The organism is Microbacterium panaciterrae, assembly GCF_039541635.1.
GTDB lineage: Bacteria > Actinomycetota > Actinomycetes > Actinomycetales > Microbacteriaceae > Microbacterium > Microbacterium panaciterrae.
The window spans coordinates 149,818-171,465 of record NZ_BAABGP010000003.1 but is presented as its reverse complement, the minus strand read 5'-3'; the positions used below and the strand labels follow the sequence as shown (position 1 = coordinate 171,465).

Here is a 21,648-nt window from a genome sequence, read left to right as displayed (position 1 = left end):
ACGGGGGTCAGCGCACCCGCCCGAAGGCCCGGGCCGGGTGTTCGAGCAGTTCCATCACCCGGCGCAGGAAGGAGGCGGCATAGCCGCCGTCGCACACCCGGTGGTCGAAGACGAGAGAGAGCTGGGCGATCCTGCGCACCACGATCTGGCCGTCGACGACCCAGGGCCGTTCGATCATCCGGCCGATGCCGAGGATCGCGACGTCCGGGTGGTTGATGATGGCGGCGGATCCGTCCACGCCCAGTCCGCCGTAGTTGTTCAGCGTGAAGGTCGACCCGCGCAGTCGTTCCGGCGGCATCGATCCCGCGCGGGCGGTCGCCGCGAGCTCGCGCAGCGCCGTGTCGAGCTCGTCGACGCTGAGCGCGTGCGCCCGTGGGATCACCGGCACCATCAGGCCTCGCGCGGTGTCGGCCGCGACCCCGAGGTTGACGCCGTCGAACGAGATGATCCCGCTCGCGTCTTCGCTGAGCCGCGAGGCGAGCAGCGGGTGCTCGGCGAGAGCGATCAGCACGAATCGCGCGACGAGGGCCGTGAGCGACGGCGCGCGGCCGCCCTCCGGCGCCATCGCGGCGCGCAGCGTCCAGAGGTCCGTGACGTCGACGTCGACCCACACCGTGGCCTCGGGGATCTCCGCCCTGCTGCGGCTGAGCTTCGCGCTCACGGCCTTGCGCAGCGGGGACATCCGCTCGCGGGACAGGACGCCGAGGCCGTCCAGGGTCTCGGCGGTCTGGTCGCGCTCGGCCGGCTCCGCGACGGGGATCGCGGACCCGCGGTCCCGGCTCGCTGCGCGAGCCCCGCCAGACCCGATGCCTGCGGGTCCGGGATCCCCGTCGCTGCGCTCCTTCGAGGTGAGCGTGTGCAGCGCGACGCCGTCCACGGCCTGGTCGACCGCGGCGCGGAGGACGTCGGCACGGGTGACGGCGCCGTCGGCGCCGCTCGGGCTGATCCGGCGCACGTCGACGCCGAGGTCGCGGGCCAGGCGGCGCACGAGGGGGGAGCGTACGGCGACAGGGCGGAGTGCGGGAGGAGGCGGCGTTTCGTCTCGCTCCGGCTCGGCCGGTGCTCGCTCAACGACCCCGAGGCCGGCTTGCTCGACGACCCCGGGGGAGCCTGCCGCGGCGCGCCGGGCGCGGCGCCGCCCGGATCCTGCGCGCTCGCTGGTGCCGTAGCCGATGAGCACGTTCCCAGATCCGGATCCTGCGCGTTCCTCTGCGCGATAGGCCTCCTTCTCGACCGCGGCCCCCGAGGCAGGAGTCCGCTGGGACGCCGGATCCGAGACCTCGAGCACGGGCGCGCCGACGTCGATCGTCTCGCCGGGTTCGCCGTGCAGGGCCGTGACGACCCCGGCGAACGGCGAGGGCAGCTCGACCACGCTCTTCGCGGTCTCCACCTCGGCGATCGGCTGATCGGTGCGGATCGTGTCGCCCACCTGCACCAGCCACTGCACGAGACCCGCCTCGGTGAGTCCCTCGCCGAGATCCGGAAGCCGGAACACGCGCGTCGCGATGGTGGTCATCGTGCGCCCCCCTCCTGGTCGTCCTCGTCGAAGTGCAGCGTGTCGATCGCGTCCAGCACGCGATCCGCGTCCGGCAAGTACCAGTGCTCGAACTTCGGCGGTGCGTAGGGGGTGTCGAAGCCGGTGACCTTGCGGACGGGCGCTTCCAGATACTCGAAGCAGCGCTCGAAGACCCGGGATTGGATCTCGCTCGCCACGCTCACGTAGCCCGGCGCCTCGGCGACGACCACGGCGCGGCCGGTCGAGCGCACCGCGGCGGTGATCGTGGCGTCGTCGATCGGCGAGAGCGAGCGCACGTCGACGACCTGCACGCTGCGCCCCTCGGCGGCGGCGATCTCGGCGGCTTCGAGGCACACGGCCACGGAGGAGCCGTAGGAGAGCAGTGTCACGTCCGTGCCCTCGCGGGCGATCCGGGCGGATCCGATCTCGCCCACGATCGAGGTGTCCACCTCGCCCTTCGACCAGTACAGCTTCTTCGGCTCCAGGAAGATCACCGGATCCGGCGACGCGATCGCGGCGCGCAGCAGCGAATACGCGTCCTGCGGCGTCGACGGGCACACGACGGTCAGCCCGGGGGTGTGGGCGTAGTACGCCTCGGAGGAATCGCAGTGGTGCTCGACGCCGCCGATGCCGCCGCCGGTCGGGATGCGGATCACCATCGGCATCGGCAGGGCGCCGCGGGTGCGGTTGCCGAGCTTCGCGACGTGGCTGACCACCTGCTCGAACGCGGGCAGGGCGAACGCGTCGAACTGCATCTCGACCACGGGGCGCATGCCGTTCATGGCCATGCCGACCGCGGTGCCGACGATGCCGGACTCTGCGAGCGGGGTGTCGAAGCAGCGCTCCTCGCCGTAGCGCTCGGTGAGGCCGTCGGTGATGCGGAACACGCCGCCGAGCGCACCGACGTCCTCGCCGAACACGACGACGTCGGGATCGGACTCGATCGCGTCGGCGAGCGCGCGGTTCAGCGCGGCGGCCATCGTCATCGTCTGGGCGGTCGGCGTGGGGGTCTCGACGCGGACATCGTCGTGGGCGATGGTCATCGTGCTCCTCCTGCGGTCGCGGATCCCGAGCGCTCCAGCTCGTCGTGCAGCTGCCGCCACTGCTCCTCGAGCTGCGGCGAGCGGGTGCTGTGCACGAAGCGGAACAGGTCTTCGGGGTCCAGATCGGTGTCGGTGTTGAGGGCGTCGCGAAGGGCGGCGGCGATCGTCTCGGCGCCGTCTGCGAGCTCCTGCTCGCGCGCGTCATCGAGGAGGCCCTGTGCGGTGAGGTGCGCGCGCAGACGCAGCAGGGGATCCCGCGCGGCCCAGGCCTGCACCTCGGCGCGCTCGCGATAGCGGGTGTCGTCGTCGGCGTTGGTGTGCGCCTGCATGCGGTAGGTATGCGCCTCGATCAGCGTCGGACCGCCGCCGTCGCGGGCCCGATCCACGGCCTCGCCGAGCACGGCGAGCAGGGCGGCGACGTCGTTGCCGTCCACGCGCTGGCCGGGCATGCCGTAGCCGATCGCCTTGTGCGCGAGCGAGGGGGCGGCGGTCTGCCGGGCCAGCGGAACCGAGATCGCGAACTCGTTGTTCTGCACGAAGAAGACGACGCGCAGGTGGAACACGGCGGCGAAGTTCATCGCCTCGTGGAAGTCGCCCTCGCTGGTGGAGCCGTCACCGCACATCGCCAGTACGACGGTGTCCTCGCCACGATGTTTCGCGGCCTGCGCGAAGCCGACCGCGTGCAGCAGCTGCGTGGCCAGCGGCGTGGTCTGCGGCGCCACGCAGTGCTCGTGCGGATCGTACCCGGAGTGCCAGTCGCCCTTGAGGAGCACCATCGCGTCGGCGGGGGACACCCCGCGGGCGATCACGGCCACCGAGTCACGATAGGTGGGGAACAGCCAGTCGTGTTCGCCGAGCACGAGGGACGCGGCGACCTGGCAGGCCTCCTGCCCGTGCGAGGACGGGTACACGGCCATCCGGCCCTGACGTACGAGCGCGTTCGCCTGGTCGTTGATCCGGCGGCCCTCGACGAGCCCTCGGTATGCGCGGCCGAGCAGGTCGGCGTCGGGCATCGCGTAGACCTCATCGGCCGTGGCGCCGCCGTCTTCGTCGATCAGGCGCACCGGGGCGTCGCGGGGGAGGAGCGCGTGCGGATCGCTCGGGGTCATCTGCTGCATCGGGTCCGCCTTCCTTGCCGAACGGGATGTATCCAGTGTGCGCGCGAGATCGCAGTCATCCAACAAAATGCAGCGGGATGTGGACGAATGCTCGTCAGGTGCGAGATGATCGCACGAAACGTCACTCAGAAGCACCGTCGGAAGGGGTGTCCATGAACGGTCTCGACGACGTCGACCACGCGATCCTGAACGAGCTCCGCCAGGACGCCCGCTCATCGATGACGGCCATCGCCGACGCCGTGCACATCTCCCGTGCGGGTGCGCACGCGCGCATCAAGCGCCTCACCGACGCGGGGATCATCACGGGTTACACGGTGCGCACGGATCCGGTGCTGCTCGGCCACCACGCCTCGGCGTACGTGATGCTGTCGCTCGAGCAGCCGGCCTGGCAGGACGTGCGCGATCGGCTGCAGCAGATCCCGGAGGTCGAGCACATGGCGCTCGTCGGCGGCGACTTCGACGTGATCCTGCTGGTGCGGGCGAGCGACGCCAGGGACCTGCGCCGGATCGTGCTGGAGGACATCCAGGCGATCCCGGCCGTCCGCTCCACGCGCACCACCTTGATCTTCGAGGACTTCCCGCAGCGCTGAACCCCGCGGCAATCGGATCGCGTCCCGCGGGATCGGATCCGCACGGCAGAATGAGTCCATGACGGATGCGGCGATCGAGCGCGAAGTGCTCACCTGGGACGGTTTCGGCGAGGCGACGCGGGATCTGGCCCGCAGGATCCTCGAATCCGGCTTCGAGACCGAGGTGGTCGTCGCGATCGCCCGCGGCGGGCTGCTGCCGGCCGGCGCGATCGCCTACGGGCTCGGCGCCAAGAACTGCGGGGCGATCAATGTCGAATTCTACACCGGCATCGGCACGGTGCTGGATGCTCCGGAGGTGCTGCCGCCGGCGCTCGACATGGACTATCTCAACGGGCGCCGCGTGCTGCTCGTCGACGACGTCGCCGACTCGGGACGCACCCTGGCCCTCGCCGTGCAGCTACTGCGCGACAAGGGCGCCGACGTTCGCTCGGTGACGATCTACACCAAGCCGACCACCATCATCCAGCCCGACTATGCGTTCAAGGACACCGACCGCTGGATCGACTTCCCGTGGTCCGCTCGGGGCACGGTCCGCGAAGAGGACCTGGGCCTGCCGCCGACCGCCTGAGCCCCACCCCCATCCCGAGTCGTCCCCGTGAGTGCACCCTCTGGGGTGCGCTCACGGGGACGACTCGGTAGTGGGAGGGCGCTTCAGTCGTCGGCGGGGGCGATGCGCGGCGGCCAGGTCGAGGCGCCGAGCTCGCGGGAGATGTTGCGCGCGGCGTCGCGCAGCGCATGCAGTACCGCGTCCGGGGCGGGACCGTCCGCCGTGGGGAACACGACCGCCACGGCCGCCACGATGTCGCCCCGCGCATCCGCCACCGGCGAGGCCAGCGAGGACTCGCCCAGCACGGCCTCGTCGACCTCGGTCGCGAACCCGTGCTCGGCGATCGCGGGAAGAGCGCCGGCGAGCACGGCGGCGTCCGTGACGGTCTCGCCGGTGAGGCTCGGCAGCGTCTCGGCGAACACCGCGCGCTGGAAGCCGAGGTCGTGGGCGAGCAGCACCTTGCCCAGCGCCGAGGCGTGTGCGGGCAGCGCCGCCCCCGTCTCCAGCATCTGCGGGCTGTCGTCGGGGCGGAGCACGTGGTGGATCACCAGCACCTCCGCGAAATGCGGGGCGCCCAGCCGCACGGCCATGCCGGTGCGGCGCGCGAGCTCCTGCGTCCAGCGCATCGACCGCGCTCGCACGTCGAGGGAGTCGAGGTAGACGCTCGAGAGCTTCAACAGCGTGGGCCCGAGCATGTAGCGCTGGCCGCCGCGCTCCTTGGCGACGAGGCCGTGCTCGCGCAGCGACGACACGATGCCGTGCACGGTGGAGGGCGGCAGCTGCAGCGCGGCCGCGAGATCCGTGATGCCGAGATGCCGAGAGCCCTGCAGCAGTTCGAGCACCTTGGCGGCACGATCGATCGCCTGGATCATCGGGTGCGGCTCCCTCCTCGACGGCTGTGACGGCGGTGGCGCGAATCCGGGACGGATCCCCTTGACAATCCGACATCCTCATCGCATATTCGACATTAACGAAATGTATTCCGATTCTGGAGTGCGACGGCGTGAGACGCAAGGGGTCCCGACCCGAACGCGGGTGCACGCCCTGGGATGCGGATCCGGCCCGGATCCGATCGAACGGCCACAAGATCGAACTGCAACAAGGAGGTCGCAGGATGAAGAAACTCATCAATGCCCCGGAGGACGTGCTCGCGGAGTCGCTGCGCGGGTTGGCGCTCGCGCATCCGGAGCTGTCGGTCGACTTCGCGAACCGGGTGATCCTGCGCGCGACGCCCAAGGCGCAGGGCAAGGTCGCGCTGCTGAGCGGCGGCGGCTCGGGCCACGAACCGCTGCACGGCGGCTTCGTCGGCACCGGCATGCTCGACGCCGCCTGCGCCGGGGAGATCTTCACCTCGCCCACGCCCGACCAGATGCAGGCGGCGACGCAGGCCGTGGATCGGGGCGCCGGGGTGCTGCACATCGTGAAGAACTACACCGGCGACGTGATGAACTTCGAGATGGGCGCCGAACTCGCCGCGGCCGACGGCATCGAGGTGCGTTCGGTCGTGGTGGACGACGACGTCGCCGTGCAGGACTCTCTGTACACGGCAGGACGCCGTGGAGTGGGCCTCACCGTGCTGCTCGAGAAGATCGTGGGCGCTGCCGCCGAGGAGGGGCAGGATCTCGCCGCGGTCGCCGATCTCGCCGCGCGCGTGAACGGGCAGGGGCGTTCGATGGGGATGGCGCTGACCAGCGGCACGGTGCCCGCAGCGGGCAAGCCGACGTTCGACCTGCCCGACGACCAGATGGAGATCGGCATCGGGATCCACGGTGAGCCCGGCAGGCACCGCGAGCCGCTGGCCCCCGCGAAGGACATCGCGGCGCAGCTGGTCGAGCCGATCCTCGCCGACATGGACTTCACCGGGTCGCCGACGATCGTGATGCTGAACGGCATGGGCGGAACGCCGCTCATCGAGCTGTACCTGATGTACGGCGAGGTCGCGGCCCTGCTGGAGAAGGCCGGAGTGACGATCGCACGCAACCTGGTCGGCAACTACATCACGTCGCTGGACATGGCGGGCTGCTCGGTCACCGTGCTGAAGGCCGACGACGAGCTGATCCGGCTCTGGGACGCCCCCGTCATCACGCCCGGCCTGCGCTGGGGCGCCTGAGCGCCGCCACCGCCTCACCCGCAGAGACAGGATTCGAAGGAGCATCACCCGCATGACGAACACCATCCCGCTCACCGCCCTCGTCGACTGGCTGCACCGGTTCCACGATGCGGCGGTCGAGAACCGCGACTGGCTCACCGAGCTGGACTCGGCGATCGGCGACGCCGATCACGGCGCGAACATGGCGCGCGGCATGACGGCGGTCGTCGAGAAGATCGACCAGACGACGCCGGCCACCGCCGGCGACCTGTTCAAGACCGTCGGCATGACGCTGGTCTCCACGGTTGGCGGGGCGAGCGGGCCGCTGTACGGCACGTTCTTCCTCCGCCTCGGCACGGCGCTCGGACCGGTGACCGAGGTCGAGCCGGCGGCGCTCGCGGCAGGGCTGCGGGCGGGCCTGGACGGCATCGTCGCGCGCGGCAAGGCCGAGGCGGGGGACAAGACCCTGTTCGATGCGGTCTCGCCCGCGCTCGCGGCGCTCGATGCGGCCCTCGCCGAGGGCGCCGATCCGGCGGCGGCGACCGCGCGGGCGGCGGTTGCGGCGGCGGCAGGTCGCGACGCCACGATCCCGCTGGTCGCGCACAAGGGGCGCGCGAGCTACCTCGGCGAACGCAGCGCCGGGCACATGGATCCCGGATCCGCATCCGCGACCCTGCTGCTCGAGACGCTCGCCGCGGCCGTCGCCGGCTGAGCGGCAGAGGACGAGCGGGATCCGATGAGCACGACGGGGATCGTCGTCGTCTCGCACAGCCTGCGGCTGGCGGAGGCGGCACTGGAGCTGGCCGAGCAGATGGTGCCGTCCGGATCCGCGCCGATCCGGCTCGCGGCAGGTGCGGGCATGGATCCGGACGGTGCGCCGATCCTCGGCACCGATGCCACCCGCGTGGCCGAGGCGATCGACGATCTGGCGGGAGTGTGCGACGGCGTCCTCGTGCTGATGGATCTCGGTTCCGCGGTGATGAGCGCCGAGTTCGCGCTCGAGCTGCGCGCCAGCGATGTGCCGGTGCGGCTGTCGTCCGCTCCGTTCGTGGAGGGGCTGCTTGCGGCCTCCGTCACCGCGGCCCAGGGGGCGCCGCTGGCGGAGGTCGCGGCCGAGGCGGACGGCGCGCTCGTCGCGAAGTCCGCCCAGCTGGGGGAGGGGAGCGCTCCCTCGGCGGAGCCCGGCACCGAGCCCGGCACCGAGCCCGGCACGGACCCCGGCACCGTACGCAGGGTCACCGTGCGCAATCCGGCGGGCATGCACGCGCGCCCGGCCGCGCTCATCGCACAGGCGGTACAGGGAGCCGACCTGCGCCTGCGCCGGCTTCCGGACGGCGATCCCGTCCCCGCATCCAGCATGATGCGGCTGCTCGCGTTCGGCGCGCGGCAGGGCGACGAGATCGAGCTGCAGGGGGAGCCGGCGGCCGTGGAACGTATCGCGGCGCTGTTCGACGACGGTTTCGGCGAGATGGATGCGACGTCGTCCGCGGCGCCGGACGAGGTCAGCGTGGCAGGCGTCGCTGCCGCGCCGACCACCCCGTCCCGTGCGGCGACGAGCATCGCACCCGGCGCGACCCTGCACGGACTCGGCGTGAGCCCCGGGCGGGCGGTCGCCGCCGTGGCGCAGCTCGGCGCCGCGATCGCGGAGCCCGACCCCGCGGCGCGGATCGCAGATGCGGGTCGCGCGGCCGAGGCGGCCAGGATCGGCTCGGCCGCGGCCGAGGTCGCCGCGGCGCTGCGGCAGCGGGCCACGCAGGCGGGCGGCGAGGCCGCGCAGATCCTCGAGGCGACCGCGCAACTGGCCGCCGATCCGGAGCTCGTCGCGGGGGCGGAGGCCCGGGTGCGCGAGACCGGGGCGACCGCGGCCCGCGCCGTCTGGGACGAGGCGGGCGCGCAGGAGCAACTGCTGCGGGGGCTCGGCGGACGGATGGCGGAGCGGGTCGCCGACGTGCGCGCCGTGCGCGACCGCATCGTCGCGCACCTGACCGGGCAGGAGGTCCCCGGGATCCCGGACCGGACGGATCCGTTCGTCCTGGTCGCTGCGGATCTCGCTCCCGCCGAGACGGCGACCCTGGGCCGCAGCGCCTGCGTCGCGCTGGTGACCCAGGAGGGCGGACCGACCTCGCACACCGCGATCCTGGCCCGCGCGCTGGGGATCCCCGCGGTGGTCGGGGTGGCGGGCGCGACCGGCATTGCGGAGGGGACGGTCGTGCTGGTCGACGGTGCGACGGGCACAGTACGGCTCGACCCTCCGGCCGAGGAACAGACCGTCGTCGTCGAGGACGTGCCCGCCTTCGACGGCACGGGCGTGCTCGCCGATGGCACCGGGGTCGCACTGCTGGCCAACGTCGGCGGTGCGGCGGATGCCGTCGCGGCCGCCGAGGCGGGGGCGCAGGGGATCGGCCTGTTCCGCACTGAGTTCTGCTTCCTGGACCGCGCCGAGGAGCCGACCGTAGCCGAGCAGGTGGCCGCCTACCGGGGCGTGCTGGCGCCGTTCGCGGGGCACAGGGTCGTGGTGCGCACCCTGGACGCCGGTTCGGACAAGCCGCTCCCGTTCGCGACCGCCGCGGCGGAGGAGAACCCGGCGCTCGGCGTGCGCGGGCTCCGCGTCGCGCGCGCCCATCCGGCCCTGCTCGCGCATCAGCTCGCCGCCATCGCGGAGGCGGCAGCGGCGGAGGACGCGCGCGTCGAGGTGATGGCGCCGATGGTGGCCACGATCGACGAGGCCCGTGACTTCGCGGCCGCGTGCCGGGCGGCGGGGATCCGGCGCGTGGGCATCATGATCGAGACGCCGGCCGCGGCGCTGATGGCGGCGTCGCTGCTCGCGGAGGTCGACTTCGTCAGCCTCGGCACCAACGATCTCGCCCAGTACACGATGGCGGCCGACCGGCTGTCCGCACCGCTCGGGGCGCTCAACGACCCCTGGCAGCCCGCAGTGCTGCGCCTGATCGGGATGGTCGGCGAGGCGGGCCGCGCGACCGGCAAGCCGGTGGGGGTGTGCGGCGAGGCCGGAGGGGATCCCGCGCTCGCGCCGGTGCTGGTCGGGCTCGGCGTGACCAGCCTGTCCATGACCGTGCGCTCGCTGGCACGGGTCGCGGCTGGGCTGCGCGCTGTCACGCCCGAGGACTGCCGGCGCGCGGCGGACGCGGCGCTCGCCGCCACGACCGCCGCCGAGGCGCGCGAGGCCGTCGCTGCGCTGCGGCGCTGAATCGGCGTTCAGTCGAGGGTCAGCAGGAACCCATCGCCGTCGGGCGCGACCGTCACGTGCGTGAGGTCGGCGACGACCGCATCGGGGGAGTGCGCAGCGGATCCGGCGCCCACGCCGATCACTCGCATGCCCGCAGCACGCGCGGCCTGGATCCCCGCCTCCGAGTCCTCGAAGACGATGCAGTCCGCCGGGTCGACGCCGAGGCGCCGGGCCCCGAGCAGGAACCCCTCCGGATCGGGCTTGGACGCCGAGACGTGCTCGGCGGTGACCGGGGAGTCCGGCACCTCCAGCGCGGCCGCGCCCATGCGCACCCGCAGCAGGCGGTCGTCGGCGGAGGTGACGATCCCGTGCGGGAAGGGCGCCAGCGCGGCGAGGAACCCGGCGGCCCCCGGCACCTCGACAACACCGTCCACGTCGCCGCTCTCTGTCGCGAGCATCACCGCGTTCTCGGCGAGGTTCACCTCGTGCGGGCGGTCGGGCAGCATGATCGCCATGCTCTGATGGCCCTGCCGGCCATGCACCACGCTGCGCACGAACGCGGGATCCAGCCCGTGCGGCGCGGCCCACGCCAGCCACAGCCGCTCCACGACGGCGGTCGAATCGACGAGGGTGCCGTCCATGTCGAGCAGGGCGGCGCGGGCGTGGAAGGTCTGGGTCACGGTCCCAGGCTATCCGGGCCGTGGATGCCCGGGATCCGCCGGCCGCCCGCCTAGGGTGGATGCGGAGGCGGGTGGATGCGGAGGCACGGATGAGAGCCGAGTGGGGCCGTCTGATCGACCGGCTGCGTCAGTCCCGCGCCACGGCATCGCCGCGGGCGGTGCAGGAGACCGATGCGCTGCTCACCGGCGCCGGCGCCTTCGTGCTCGGCTTCCTCGTCGCGCTGGTCCTGTTCTGGCATCGTACGCTCGCGATCTCGGGCCCGTGGTCCGTGGGCGCCGTCGCCGCGGTCGGCGGTGCGCTCGTGGCCGTGGTGGCATTCGCCCTGGGGCGGATCGCAGCACGCCGGGAGACGCGGGCCGCCGCGGAGCGGGAGGCGGCCGGCCTCAGAGACGGCTTCGCCACCCCCGGCCAGCGGTTGCGCTGGTACGAGCTGACCGCGATCGCGTGCGCGCACGGCGCCGTCGCGCTGCTCGCTCTGCTCGGCCTCGCGGCGCTGCTCGAGGCCGGATTCCGCGACGCTCCCGTGTTCCCCTTTCCGGGGGCGGTGCTCGTCGGCGTCTCGCTCGCCCTCACCGCCTACGTGTGCGCGCTCAGCGCGGTCGTGCTCAGCCCCTCGTCGATCTCGCTGATCCTGTCGATCTTCCTCGTGATCGGCGCCCTCACCGCGATGCTGGAGGCGACGGATCCGCACTGGTGGCGGGACAACCTGTCGGCGCTCGGCATGGCGAGCAATGCGTCCGCACCGGCGTTCAACGGCACGCTCATCGTCGCGGGCGTCATGGTCACCACCATCGCGCGCTACGCCACAGCGGCACTGCCCGTGCGGGAACCGCGCGATCGCCGCGGTCGCGACATCGTGCGGGTGGGGCTGGTGCTGATCGGCGTGCTCCTGGCCTGCGTCGGGATCTTCCCCGTCGACAGGTTCTTCCTGCTGCACAACACCGTCGCGACCGGCATGACCGTCGCGTTCACCGTGATCGTGGTCGGGCTGCCGTGGTTCCTGCGTCGCATCTCACGCGTGTTCGTCGTGCTGGGCTGGACGTACGTGCTGGTGATCGCGCTGCTCGGCGTCTTCTTCGCGACGGGCTACTACAACCTCACCGCGGTCGAGCTCATCGCGGCCGTGCTGATCTTCAGCTGGATCATCGTGTTCCTGCGCACCGCGAGCGTCGACCACGGGCCGTGGGATGCGGAGCGGGCCGAGCGGGTGGCGCGCACGCCCGAGGTCCTCGGCGGCTGAGCCGCCGGATCCTTCGCGCCACGACATGGGCGGCGCGCTCGGCGACAAGTCGGCGCCCGGTGTGCGGACCGAGAATGGACAGGACGCCTCGTCGACCGAACGCTCGAAGGAGAGACCGATGACCGACTCGTCTGCAGTGTCCGCGCTGCTCGACCGCATCCAGGCGCCCGAGGGTGCCGGCCGGGAGATCCCGGACGCCGCCACCCGCGAGATCATCGGCCGCGCGCCCGTGCAGACCGTGGCCGATCTGGACGACGCGATCGCACGCGCCAAGGCCGCGCAACCCGCCTGGGAGGCGCTCGGACACGAGAAGCGCAGCGACCTGCTGCTGGCCGCTGCCGACGCGATCGACGCGAACGCGGAGGCGCTCGCGCACCTGCTCTCCCGTGAGCAGGGCAAGCCCCTTAACGGCCCCAACGCGCGCTTCGAGCTGGGCGCGTGCTCGGCCTGGCTGCGCACGAATGCGACCACGATGCTCGAACCGCAGGTGCTGATCGACGACGAGACGCTGCACGCCGAGCTCGTCTACAAGGCGGCGGGCGTAGTCGGTGCGATCGGTCCGTGGAACTGGCCCCTGATGATCACGATCTGGCAGATCGGCCCCGCGCTGCGGATGGGCAACACCGCCGTCGTCAAGCCGAGCGAGTACACGCCGCTGAGCGTGCTGGTCATGCTGTCGATCATGAACGACGTGCTGCCCGCCGATGTGCTGATCGGGATCTCCGGCGACCGCGAGATCGGCGCCCGGCTGAGTGCGCACCCCGACATCGACAAGATCATGTTCACCGGATCCACCGCGACCGGCCGCAAGATCGTCGAGGCCTCGGCCGGCAACCTCGCCCGGCTCACGCTCGAGATGGGCGGCAATGACGCGGGCATCGTGCTGCCCGGGACGGATCCTGCCGCGATCGCCGAGGACCTGTTCTGGGGTGCGTTCATCAACACCGGTCAGACCTGTGCGGCATTGAAGCGGCTCTACGTGCACGACTCGGTCTACGACCAGGTCGTCGACGCGCTGGCGGGCATCGCCGCGAGCATGCCGATCGGCAATGGCCTGGACGAGGACAACGTGCTCGGCCCGCTGCAGAACAAGGCCCAGTTCGACATTGTCTCGCGTCTCGTCGAGGACGCGAAGGCGCGCGGCGCCCGCATCGTCACGGGTGGGGAGGCGGCCCCCGAGCTCGGCGAGCTGTTCTACCGCCCGACGATCGTCGCCGACATCGACAACGACGCCGCGCTGGTGCAGGAGGAGCAGTTCGGCCCCGCCCTGCCGGTGATCCGCTACTCGGATGTCGATGAGGCGTTCGCGCAGGCCAACGCGGTCGACGTGGGCCTCGGCGCCTCGGTGTGGTCGAGCGATCCGGAGGCGGCGCGTCAGGCCGCGACCCGGATGCAGGCGGGAACGGTGTGGATCAACTCGCACGGCGGCCTGCACCCGATGGTGCCGTTCGGCGGGGTGAAGAGCTCGGGCTACGGCCTGGAGTTCGGCGTCGAGGGCCTCAAGTCCGTCTCGGTGACGCAGGTCGTCTCCGGTCCCGGCCGGAAGGCCTGAGCGGTGTCAGACGCGACCGTGGCCCGCTCCGCCATCGTCGTCGGGGCCGGCACCTCGGGCAGCATCGTCACCCGCCGTCTCGTCGACGCCGGGTGGGATGTGACGCTCGTCGAGGCCGGCGGGTACGACAGCAATCCCGCGATCCACGACCCGTCCCGCGCGGGCGAGCTCTGGCACGCCGCCGAGGACTGGGACTACTTCACCGTCCCGCAGGAACACGCGGCAGGACGTCGGCTGCACCTGCCGCGCGGCAAGGTCACCGGCGGATCCCACGCACTGAACGCCATGATCTGGGTGCGCGGCGCCGCGAGCGACTACGACGGCTGGGAACGCTCGGGCGCGACCGGCTGGGGCTGGTCGGCCGTCCAGCCCGTCTTCGAGGGCATCGAGAACGACCTGCTGCCCGTCACGGACGACTACCCGCTCGTGCCGATCCAGCGGTCGATCGTCGCCGCCGCCGCCGAGGAAGGGCTGGAGCACAACCCCGACTACAACGGCGGCACGCTCGACGGGGTCTCCCAGGAGCAGGTCACGATGCGAGACGGGCGCCGCGTCAACACGTGGATGGCCTACGTGCGCCCGGTCGAGCACGCGCCGAATCTGCGCGTCGTCACGGACGCCGAGGTGCACTCGGTGATCGTCGAGGATGGCGCGTCGGTAGGGGTGCGGCTCGCGGAGGACTCCGAGCTGCGCGCCGACGAGGTGATCCTGGCCGCCGGCGCCCTCGGCAGCCCCGCGATCCTGCTGCGCAGCGGGATCGGCCCGCGCGCCGACCTGGAGGAGCTGGGGATCGACGTCGTGCACGATGCGCCCGAGGTCGGAGCGAACCTGCACGATCACCTGCTCTCGCCCGTCATCTTCACGACGGACCGGCCCGTGGGCCCGCCGCAGCCGGGAGTCTCGGTGACGCAGACGCACCTGTTCTGGCGCTCCCGCGAGGACCTCGCCGAACCCGACACCCAGCCGATCCACTTCTCCGTGCCGATGTGGGGCGAACTCGAACCGCGCCCCGGGGTCAACGGGCCCGGCGACGGCTTCACCCTCATGGCCGGCCTCGTCACGCCGCACAGCCGCGGATCCCTGCGCATCTCCGGGCCGGACGTGCAGGATCCGCTGCGCATCGACCTCGGCGCCCTCGCCGACGAGCGGGACGTCGCGGCCCTCGCCGCCTCGGTGCGTCAGGCGCGCCGGATCGGCGCGCGGCCCGCGCTCGCCGAGGAATGGGGTGCAGCCGAGGCCTATCCCGGCCCGGAGGTGGCCGACGCCGACGTCGAGGACTGGGTGCGCCGCACCGCGATCACGTACCACCACCAGGTCGGGACCTGCCGGATGGGCGCGGATCCTGCCGCCGTCGTCGATCCGCGACTGCGCGTGAGCGGCATCGCCGGCCTGCGGGTGATCGACGCCTCGGTCATGCCGACGATCACCACGGGCAACACCAACGCCCCGGCCGCGGTGATTGGCGAGCTCGGTGCGCGGTTCGTGCTCGAGGACTCCGCGCCTGCGCTCTGATCCGGCCGGGAGCTAGGGACGGCCTGCGTGATCTCCGCGCAGGTCGGCCAGCAGCGCCTGCAAGCCGGACTCGATGCGTTCGTCTCCGGCGGATTCGGGCAGCAGCACCGAGACCATCTGCCAGCCGGCGTTGCGCGAGGCGACCTCGCCCGCCGCCGTGTCGACGTCGATGTGCGTGGCGAGTTCCCCGTCCTCCCTGGCCTCCAGCAGAAACCTGCGGAACTGGTCTCGCCAGTGCTGGTTGTTCTCCCGGTGGATCGCGGCGACGGTGGCGTCCTGTGAGGCGTGGTCCCAGAACGCGATGACCACTCGGGCGTACTTCGGACCGAGTTCGCCGAACGGCAGCACCTCGCGGCACATGCGCTCGAGGGCGTCGAGTCCGCGCCGGCCGGCGACTCCCGCGAGGATTCGTCCGTTCGCCTGCGTGTAGAGCCGCAGGAAGGACGCGGTGAGCAGGCTCTCCTTGGTGGGGAAGTACCGGGCGATCGCGCCGTGGCTGTAGCCCGCTTCCGCCGCGATCTGGCGCATCGTGAGTCGGTCGAATCCGTCTCGGATGATCACCTTGGTCGCCGCATCGGCGATGTGCTCCCTGCGCTCGTTGTGATCGACGATCTTGGGCACGTGTGTCCTCTCCTGGTTCTGAAGATCCTAAACGCGCGGTCAGCGCATGGTTGCAGTCTATGCGTAACCGATTGGTGACGATAGATGCTGAGTCTCTTGACAAGAACAGTCGGTTGGGTAATTCTTAGCTGACCACGTGGTGATTAAAGACGATGACGTCGCACCGAAGCGGCCCATCCGATCTGATCCCCCTCTCCAGGCCAGACAGGAAGCACACATGGCAATCACCCGTACACTCCGTGCCGTAGCCGCCGTCCTCGCGGTCGGCGCCGCCGTCGCCCTCGCCGGCTGCTCGTCCTCGTCCGGGAGCTCCGAACCCGGCAAGAACGGCTCGCTCACGACCATCAAGGTCGCCACCATCGGGCTGACCTCGGATGGAAGCCTGCTCACCGGGATGGCGAAGGGCTTCTTCGCCGCCGAGGGGCTGAAGGTCGAGACCTCCATCGTCGCCAATCCGCCTGCCGGCCTCGCCGCCGCGCAGAGCGGCCAGGTCGACGTCGCCTACTCGCCCAGCATTCCGCTGCTGAACGCGCTGAGCCAGGGGGTCAAGATGAAGGTCATCGGCGCCGCGGACGGCTACCCCGCCGCCTCGGTCTCGGCCTCCGACCCTGCCAAGTACGACGACACCGGCCTGTTCGCCAGCGCGTCCAGCGGCATCCACTCGATCAAGGAACTCGCCGGCAAGACCATCGCCGTGCCTGCGCGCAAGGCGCAGCTCGAGGTCGTCATCTCCGAGGCGCTGAAGAAGGACGGCATCGACCCGTCGACAGGCGTGAAATGGGTCGTGCTGGACTTCACCTCGGCCGTCGCCGCGCTGAAGAGCGGCAACGTCGACGCCGCCGCACTCGTCAGCCCGTTCACCGCTCAGGCGCTCGCCGCCGGCAACCCGCAGCTCTCGGCCCCCTCGATCGGCTTCTTCGAGACCGGCGCGACCGGCCTGTGGACCTCGGGCGATTCGACCGTGCAGTCCAAGAAGGACATCATCAGTGCGTTCCAGCGTGCGATCGTGAAGTCGAACGAGTACGCCACCGCGCACCCCGAAGAGGCGATCAAGGCCGGGCTCGCATACACGAAGTCGACCCTGACCCTCGATCAGGTCAAGGTTCCGGTGTGGCCGACGACGGTCGCCGAGGAAGACCTGCAGCGCCCCGACGACAAGATGGTCACACTCGGATTCCTCACAAAGCCGGTCGACCTCACGGGCGTCATCCTCTCGAAGTGATCGCCATGACCCGTTCCCGGATCCTCTCGACGCTGCTCGGCGCGGCGGGCGCGCTGACCGCACTCGCCGTGTGGCAGCTCGCCGCGACCGTGGGGCCCCTCGCACACGCTCCGCTGCCTTCCGCGCTTCAGGCGCTGGGGGCGGCGGGGCAGCTGCTCGGCACCGCCGAGCTGTGGCAGGCGACGGCCGACACCCTGGTCATGGCGTTCGTCGGCCTCGTCGCTGCGGCGATCGTCGGCGTCGGGCTCGGCGTCGCGATCGGAACCTCGCCGCTGGCGATGCACGCGACAAGAGGCCCGCTCGAGTTCCTGAAGCCCATCCCGCCGATCGTGATCCTGCCCGTCGTCGTCCTGGTCCTCGGGCCGACCTCCGGAATGGGCACGTTCCTGGTGTTCTTCGGATCCTTCATCGCCATCGCCGTGCAGTCCTCCGCGGGCGTCTTCGACACCGATCCGGTGACCCGGGCGACCGGCGCCTCCTACGGCATGGGGCGTGCCGAGATCCTGGGCAGGATCGTGCTCCCGAGCGCCCTGCCGTACATCGGGACCTCGCTGCGCGTCGCCGCGCCGACCTCCCTGGTGATCGCCGTCGTCGCGGGCCTGCTCGGGGGCGGACCGGGGCTCGGCCAGAGCCTGCTGATGTCGCAGATCTCCGGGAATCAGCCGCGGCTGTTCGGCTACGTGCTGATCCTCGGCGCGCTCGGGCTCCTGATCCAGTGGCTGAGCCAGTGGGGCGAGCGCCGGCTGCTGCACTGGCACCCGCAGTACCGGAAGGCGGATCACGCATGACCCTGACCACGTCGGTCCAGACCCGGGCGCGTCTGCGTCGCGGCCGTCGGACCAGCAGCGCCCCGAAGTGGCTGCTCATCGCCACCGAGGTCGCCGTTCCGGTCGTCCTGATCGCGCTCTGGTGGATCGTGTCCGCGGGATCGACCAACACGTTCTTCCCGCCGTTGTCGGGGATCGTGACGCGTCTCGGCGACCTGCTCGCGACGCCTGCGTTCCTCGGTGACATCGGGATCTCGGTGCTGAACCTGGTGCTGTCCTTCGTGATCGCCACGGTCGTGGGCGTCCTGCTCGGCTGCGCGCTCGGACTGATCGCGCCACTGAGCTGGTTCGTGGAGCCGACGATCCACTTCTTCCGGGCCATCCCGCCGGTCGCGCTGGTGCCGATCTTCGTGTCGCTGATCGGGTTCGGCAACGAGACCCGCATCCTGTCCATCTCGCTGGCGTCGCTCTTCCCGATCCTGATCTCCACGATCGACGGCGTCCGTGCCGGCGAGCCCACGCTGGAGATGGTCGGCCGGGTGTACCGCCTCACCCGGTCCGAGCGGCTGTTCCAGGTGGTCCTTCCCGCGGCGAGCCCGCGGATCCTGTCGGGCATGCAGGTGAGCCTCATCACCGCATTCGTCGTCATGATCGCCAGCGAGATGATGGGCTCCTCCGTGGGGCTGGGAGCGGCCACCCTGCTCGCGCAGCAGTCCTTCGCGATCACCGACATGTGGGCCGGCATCCTCGTCCTCGGCGTGATCGGCTACGTCTCGACCGCCCTGTTCACCCTGTTCCGCCGCGCGATCCTGCGCTGGTACATCGCCTCGCAACAATTGGAGAAGAGCGAATGAGCATCGCAACGCCCGTGCGACTGAGTGTTCGGGGGCTCGCCAAGACCTACCGGACCAAGACCGGCGACGTCCCGGTCATCGCCGACCTCACCTTCGACGTGCACGTGGGCGAAGTGGCCTGCATCGTCGGTCCGTCCGGCATCGGCAAGACGACCCTGCTGAAGTGCCTGACCGGGTTGCAGCCGATGTCCGCCGGCGTCGCTGAGATCGACGGTGTCGCGATCGATGGTCCGCCCGAGGAGATGGCTCTCGTGTTCCAGGAGTACACGCGCTCGCTGATGCCGTGGCTCACCGTGGCGAAGAACGTGCGCCTGCCGTTGCGGCACCTGCATCTGCCCGTCGCTGAGCGTGAGGAGCGCATCACCGCCGCCCTCGCCGCGGTGGGACTCTCCGGCGCCGAGGCGAAGTACCCGTGGCAGCTCTCCGGAGGCATGCAGCAGCGCGTCGCCATCGCCCGTGCGATCGCCTACCGGCCCGAGGTGCTCGTGATGGACGAGCCGTTCGCCTCCGTGGACGCGCAGACCCGCTTCGAGCTCGAGGACCTGTGCCTGCGGATCCGCGAGCAGTTCGGCATGACGATCCTCATCGTCACGCACGACATCGACGAGGCCGTGTACCTGTCCGACCAGGTCATCGTGCTGGGCGAGCGGCCTGCGCGGGTCACCGAGGTGATCGAGATCGACTTCGGCGGTCCCCGAGATCAGCTGCGCACCCGCGCTCTCGCGGAGTTCGCGGAGCTGCGCACCCGGATCTTCGGGCTCATCCGGAAGGCCGGCTGAATGGAGCCCGGAGCGCGCGGTTACGAAGGGTTCCGTGGCAGGGTCGGCGAGTTCGCGTCCGACTCCGAGCCCTCGTGGTCGCCGCGCGCCGCGCCAGGCGACGATGCGCCGAACATCGTGGTCATGCTCATCGACGACCTCGGGTTCAGCGATCTGGGTCCGTTTGGCGGTGAGATCGAGACGCCGCACATCGACGGCCTCGCCGACGGCGGATGGGTGTTCACGAACTACCGCACCGCGCCGATGTGCTCGCCCGCCCGGGCCGCGCTGATGACCGGGCTCAACCCGCACCGCGCCGGCTTCGGCTTCGTCGCGCACATCGACCCCGGTTACCCCGGGTACGCATGCGAGCTGCCCGCCGCGGCGCCGACGCTCGCGGAGTCGCTGCGTGCCGGCGGATACGCGACGTTCATGGTCGGCAAATGGCACCTCACCCTCGAGTCACGGCTGCACGACGGGGCGGACCGATCGTCCTGGCCGCTGCAGCGCGGCTTCGACCGCTACTACGGTGCGATGGACGGGTTCACGTCACTGCATCACCCGCACCGGCTCGTACAGGACAACTCGGTCGTCGACATGCCCGAGTACCCGGACGGGTTCTTCCTCACCGATGAGCTGACCGATCGTGCGATCGGGATGATCGACGAGCTGCGGGTGAACGACCGGCGCAAGCCCTTCTTCCTCTACTACGCGCACACTTCTGTGCACGGGCCGATCCAGGCCAAGGACGTCGACATCGACAAGTACAAGGGCCACTACGAGCGGGGCTGGAACGCCCTCCGCGAGGAGCGGTTCGCCCGCCAGCAGGCGCGCGGGATCGTGCCCGCGCACGCGATGCTGCCGGAGGATCCGATCGCGGACGGCGACCGCATCCCGGACTGGGACGGCCTCGAGCCTGCGGAGCGGGAGCTGTTCGCCCGGCACATGGAGGTGTACGCCGCCGCGGTGGACGAGATCGACCAGAGCGTCGGACGGCTGCTGACCCGGCTCGAGGAGCTCGGCGAGCGCGAGAACACCATCATCGTCATCGCGAGCGACAACGGCGGCACGGCTGAAGGCGGGCCGACCGGCACGCGCAGCTACTTCTCGCAGTTCGGCCTGCACGGCGGTGTGCCGGACGGCTGGGTCACCGACGTGCCGCGAGACATCGCGGACATCGGCGGGCCACGGCTGTTCGGGCAGTATCCGACCGGCTGGGCCCGGATGTCGAACACGCCGTTCCGCTCGTTCAAGTCGAGCACCTACGAGGGGGGAGTGCACGCCCCGCTCGTCGTCTCCTGGCCCGCGGGGGCGCACGCGCCGGGGCTGCGCGACCAGTTCGTGTTCGTCTCGGATCTCGCGCCGACGCTGCTGGAACTCGCCGGCGTCGATCGTCCGGCCCGATGGAACGGCGTCGCGGCGCCGGAGATCGACGGCGGGAGCATTGCGGAGATCCTCGCGGATCCGGCAGCGCCGGGGCGGGAGCAGCAGTACTTCGAGTGCATCGGTCGGCGCGCCATGATCGAGGGCGACTGGAAGGCGGTCTCACCCGTCGCGCCGTCGCCTGCGGAGGGTGCGTCCGGAGGATCCTGGGAGCTCTATCACCTGGCGAGCGACCCCACCGAGAGAGTGGATCGCGCGGACGAGCATCCCGAGCGCGTGCGCGATCTCGCCGAGCGCTGGAGGCAGGAGGCCTGGCGGAACACGGTCTTCCCGCTCGACGACGACGGCACGCTGCACACGGTCAGGCCCAGCACCGAAGCCCTGCTGTCCGAGCCGGTGCGGCTGGTGCCGTTCCGTCCGCCGCTGGAGCGCTACCGCTCGGCCCGACTCACCGTGCTCCGGTCCTTCGAGGTGCAAGCGGAGCTGGAACTCGGCGCCGGCGCGGCGGGAGTGATCGTCGCCCATGGCGATCAGGGCGGGGGATACCTGCTCGCCCTGGAGGGCGGGGAGCTTCAGCTCAGCTACAACGCCTACGGCGCGATGCGGCGTTGTCGCGTTCCCGGACCGGGGGCGGGGCGGCACAGCGTCGCGCTGAGCGTGCGTGCGGACGTCGGACTGCGCTGGAGCTTCGCCGTCGTCGTGGACGGGGTCGAGCGGATCCGCATGGACGACCTGCCGATGCTGGTGGGCATGGCGCCGTTCACGGGGATCAGCGTCGGACACGACTATGGCGGTCCGGTCGACTGGGAGCTCTACGAGCGGTACCGGTCGTTCCGCTTCCGCGACGGGCGGATCCTGGCGCTGGACTACGTGCCGGGCGAGCGATCCCCCGAGGACCCGACCGTGCTGCGCGCGATCGACCTCGAGATGCGCGACCTCGTCGACTGAGTCCGGGGTCGGGATCCCCG

19 protein-coding genes are annotated in these 21,648 nt (G+C 71.3%); 13 read left to right on the top strand and 6 right to left on the bottom strand.

All coding sequences use genetic code 11. From position 1 onward, the window contains the following. Positions 1–7 precede the first annotated feature (7 nt). Genes ABD882_RS00840 through pdhA form a run of 3 tightly spaced genes read right to left on the bottom strand, consistent with a single transcriptional unit; the run spans position 8 to position 3,677 of the window. Positions 8–1,516: a dihydrolipoamide acetyltransferase family protein gene (locus tag ABD882_RS00840; RefSeq protein ID WP_345183391.1), complete on the bottom strand. Its 1,509-nt coding sequence runs from the start codon at positions 1,514–1,516 to the stop codon at positions 8–10. Beyond that, entirely contained in the window at positions 1,513–2,559 is a 1,047-nt protein-coding gene (locus tag ABD882_RS00835; RefSeq protein WP_345183390.1) for an alpha-ketoacid dehydrogenase subunit beta, read from the bottom strand. The genes ABD882_RS00840 and ABD882_RS00835 overlap by 4 nt, the downstream gene beginning before the upstream one ends. Beyond that, a complete protein-coding gene (gene pdhA / locus ABD882_RS00830) occupies positions 2,556–3,677 on the bottom strand; it encodes a pyruvate dehydrogenase (acetyl-transferring) E1 component subunit alpha (protein ID WP_425563306.1) in 1,122 nt (373 codons plus the stop codon). Before pdhA ends, ABD882_RS00835 begins: the two co-directional genes overlap by 4 nt. A 152-nt stretch (positions 3,678–3,829) precedes the next feature. Between pdhA and ABD882_RS00825 the strand changes: the two genes are divergently transcribed. Then, a complete protein-coding gene (locus ABD882_RS00825; RefSeq protein ID WP_345183389.1) occupies positions 3,830–4,267 on the top strand; it encodes an Lrp/AsnC family transcriptional regulator in 438 nt (145 codons plus the stop codon). A gap of 58 nt (positions 4,268–4,325) precedes the next feature. Next, positions 4,326–4,835 (top strand): phosphoribosyltransferase, encoded by a 510-nt coding sequence (locus tag ABD882_RS00820; protein ID WP_345183388.1) that lies wholly within the window; start codon positions 4,326–4,328, stop codon positions 4,833–4,835. A gap of 83 nt (positions 4,836–4,918) precedes the next feature. Here ABD882_RS00820 and ABD882_RS00815 read toward each other — a convergent pair whose 3' ends face one another. Then, a complete protein-coding gene (locus tag ABD882_RS00815; protein WP_345183387.1) occupies positions 4,919–5,686 on the bottom strand; it encodes an IclR family transcriptional regulator in 768 nt (255 codons plus the stop codon). A 242-nt stretch (positions 5,687–5,928) separates the two neighbouring features. Between ABD882_RS00815 and dhaK the strand changes: the two genes are divergently transcribed. From dhaK to ptsP, 3 genes are read left to right on the top strand one after another with little or no spacing between them, the layout of a single operon-like run. Further along, positions 5,929–6,924 carry a dihydroxyacetone kinase subunit DhaK gene (gene dhaK / locus ABD882_RS00810; protein ID WP_345183386.1) on the top strand — a complete coding sequence of 332 codons (996 nt, stop codon included), beginning with the start codon at positions 5,929–5,931 and terminating at the stop codon, positions 6,922–6,924. Between the two features lie 52 nt (positions 6,925–6,976). Continuing rightward, positions 6,977–7,615 (top strand): dihydroxyacetone kinase subunit DhaL, encoded by a 639-nt coding sequence (gene dhaL, locus ABD882_RS00805; protein ID WP_345183384.1) that lies wholly within the window; start codon positions 6,977–6,979, stop codon positions 7,613–7,615. 24 nt (positions 7,616–7,639) lie between these two features. Then, positions 7,640–10,111 carry a phosphoenolpyruvate--protein phosphotransferase gene (gene ptsP / locus ABD882_RS00800; protein ID WP_345183383.1) on the top strand — a complete coding sequence of 824 codons (2,472 nt, stop codon included), beginning with the start codon at positions 7,640–7,642 and terminating at the stop codon, positions 10,109–10,111. A gap of 8 nt (positions 10,112–10,119) precedes the next feature. Here ptsP and ABD882_RS00795 read toward each other — a convergent pair whose 3' ends face one another. Further along, positions 10,120–10,770, bottom strand: a complete 651-nt coding sequence (locus tag ABD882_RS00795; protein ID WP_345183381.1) for an HAD-IA family hydrolase — start codon at positions 10,768–10,770, stop codon at positions 10,120–10,122. A gap of 89 nt (positions 10,771–10,859) precedes the next feature. Here ABD882_RS00795 and ABD882_RS00790 point away from each other — a divergent pair, with 89 nt between their 5' ends. The 3 genes from ABD882_RS00790 (at position 10,860) to ABD882_RS00780 (ending at position 15,075) form a co-directional block, all read left to right on the top strand. Next, entirely contained in the window at positions 10,860–12,011 is a 1,152-nt protein-coding gene (locus ABD882_RS00790; protein ID WP_345183379.1) for a DUF998 domain-containing protein, read from the top strand. 118 nt (positions 12,012–12,129) lie between these two features. Continuing rightward, positions 12,130–13,563, top strand: coding sequence for an aldehyde dehydrogenase family protein (locus ABD882_RS00785; protein ID WP_345183377.1), 1,434 nt, complete (start codon positions 12,130–12,132; stop codon positions 13,561–13,563). Positions 13,564–13,566: 3 nt separating this feature from the next. After that, positions 13,567–15,075 carry a GMC family oxidoreductase gene (locus ABD882_RS00780; protein WP_345183376.1) on the top strand — a complete coding sequence of 503 codons (1,509 nt, stop codon included), beginning with the start codon at positions 13,567–13,569 and terminating at the stop codon, positions 15,073–15,075. 12 nt (positions 15,076–15,087) lie between these two features. Here ABD882_RS00780 and ABD882_RS00775 read toward each other — a convergent pair whose 3' ends face one another. Continuing rightward, on the bottom strand, positions 15,088–15,696 hold the full coding sequence (locus tag ABD882_RS00775; protein WP_345183374.1) for a TetR/AcrR family transcriptional regulator: 609 nt from the start codon (positions 15,694–15,696) through the stop codon (positions 15,088–15,090). Between the two features lie 217 nt (positions 15,697–15,913). On the opposite strand from ABD882_RS00775, the gene ABD882_RS00770 reads away from it, so the two are divergent. Genes ABD882_RS00770 through ABD882_RS00750 form a run of 5 tightly spaced genes read left to right on the top strand, consistent with a single transcriptional unit; the run spans position 15,914 to position 21,628 of the window. Continuing rightward, complete coding sequence (locus tag ABD882_RS00770) at positions 15,914–16,918, top strand: ABC transporter substrate-binding protein (protein ID WP_345183372.1); 1,005 nt, start codon at positions 15,914–15,916, stop codon at positions 16,916–16,918. 5 nt (positions 16,919–16,923) lie between these two features. Beyond that, the gene (locus ABD882_RS00765) at positions 16,924–17,706 is read left to right on the top strand and encodes an ABC transporter permease (RefSeq protein WP_345183935.1); all 783 of its coding nucleotides are present in this window, start codon (positions 16,924–16,926) and stop codon (positions 17,704–17,706) included. Beyond that, positions 17,703–18,539 carry an ABC transporter permease gene (locus ABD882_RS00760; RefSeq protein ID WP_345183370.1) on the top strand — a complete coding sequence of 279 codons (837 nt, stop codon included), beginning with the start codon at positions 17,703–17,705 and terminating at the stop codon, positions 18,537–18,539. Before ABD882_RS00765 ends, ABD882_RS00760 begins: the two co-directional genes overlap by 4 nt. Beyond that, the gene (locus ABD882_RS00755) at positions 18,536–19,318 is read left to right on the top strand and encodes an ABC transporter ATP-binding protein (RefSeq protein ID WP_345183368.1); all 783 of its coding nucleotides are present in this window, start codon (positions 18,536–18,538) and stop codon (positions 19,316–19,318) included. Before ABD882_RS00760 ends, ABD882_RS00755 begins: the two co-directional genes overlap by 4 nt. Then, on the top strand, positions 19,319–21,628 hold the full coding sequence (locus tag ABD882_RS00750) for a sulfatase-like hydrolase/transferase (RefSeq protein ID WP_345183366.1): 2,310 nt from the start codon (positions 19,319–19,321) through the stop codon (positions 21,626–21,628). It abuts the gene before it with no gap. Positions 21,629–21,648 lie beyond the last annotated feature (20 nt).

Excerpts from the sequence above, each read along its gene's own strand:
- ABD882_RS00840 (WP_345183391.1), bottom strand. The coding sequence starts at position 1,516 with ATGACCACCATCGCGACGCGCGTGTTCCGGCTTCCGGATCTCGGCGAG.
- ABD882_RS00835 (WP_345183390.1), bottom strand. The coding sequence starts at position 2,559 with ATGACCATCGCCCACGACGATGTCCGCGTCGAGACCCCCACGCCGACC.
- pdhA (WP_425563306.1), bottom strand. The coding sequence starts at position 3,677 with ATGCAGCAGATGACCCCGAGCGATCCGCACGCGCTCCTCCCCCGCGAC.
- ABD882_RS00825 (WP_345183389.1), top strand. The coding sequence starts at position 3,830 with ATGAACGGTCTCGACGACGTCGACCACGCGATCCTGAACGAGCTCCGC.
- ABD882_RS00820 (WP_345183388.1), top strand. The coding sequence starts at position 4,326 with ATGACGGATGCGGCGATCGAGCGCGAAGTGCTCACCTGGGACGGTTTC.
- ABD882_RS00815 (WP_345183387.1), bottom strand. The coding sequence starts at position 5,686 with ATGATCCAGGCGATCGATCGTGCCGCCAAGGTGCTCGAACTGCTGCAG.
- dhaK (WP_345183386.1), top strand. The coding sequence starts at position 5,929 with ATGAAGAAACTCATCAATGCCCCGGAGGACGTGCTCGCGGAGTCGCTG.
- dhaL (WP_345183384.1), top strand. The coding sequence starts at position 6,977 with ATGACGAACACCATCCCGCTCACCGCCCTCGTCGACTGGCTGCACCGG.
- ptsP (WP_345183383.1), top strand. The coding sequence starts at position 7,640 with ATGAGCACGACGGGGATCGTCGTCGTCTCGCACAGCCTGCGGCTGGCG.
- ABD882_RS00790 (WP_345183379.1), top strand. The coding sequence starts at position 10,860 with ATGAGAGCCGAGTGGGGCCGTCTGATCGACCGGCTGCGTCAGTCCCGC.
- ABD882_RS00785 (WP_345183377.1), top strand. The coding sequence starts at position 12,130 with ATGACCGACTCGTCTGCAGTGTCCGCGCTGCTCGACCGCATCCAGGCG.
- ABD882_RS00770 (WP_345183372.1), top strand. The coding sequence starts at position 15,914 with ATGGCAATCACCCGTACACTCCGTGCCGTAGCCGCCGTCCTCGCGGTC.
- ABD882_RS00765 (WP_345183935.1), top strand. The coding sequence starts at position 16,924 with ATGACCCGTTCCCGGATCCTCTCGACGCTGCTCGGCGCGGCGGGCGCG.
- ABD882_RS00760 (WP_345183370.1), top strand. The coding sequence starts at position 17,703 with ATGACCCTGACCACGTCGGTCCAGACCCGGGCGCGTCTGCGTCGCGGC.
- ABD882_RS00755 (WP_345183368.1), top strand. The coding sequence starts at position 18,536 with ATGAGCATCGCAACGCCCGTGCGACTGAGTGTTCGGGGGCTCGCCAAG.
- ABD882_RS00750 (WP_345183366.1), top strand. The coding sequence starts at position 19,319 with ATGGAGCCCGGAGCGCGCGGTTACGAAGGGTTCCGTGGCAGGGTCGGC.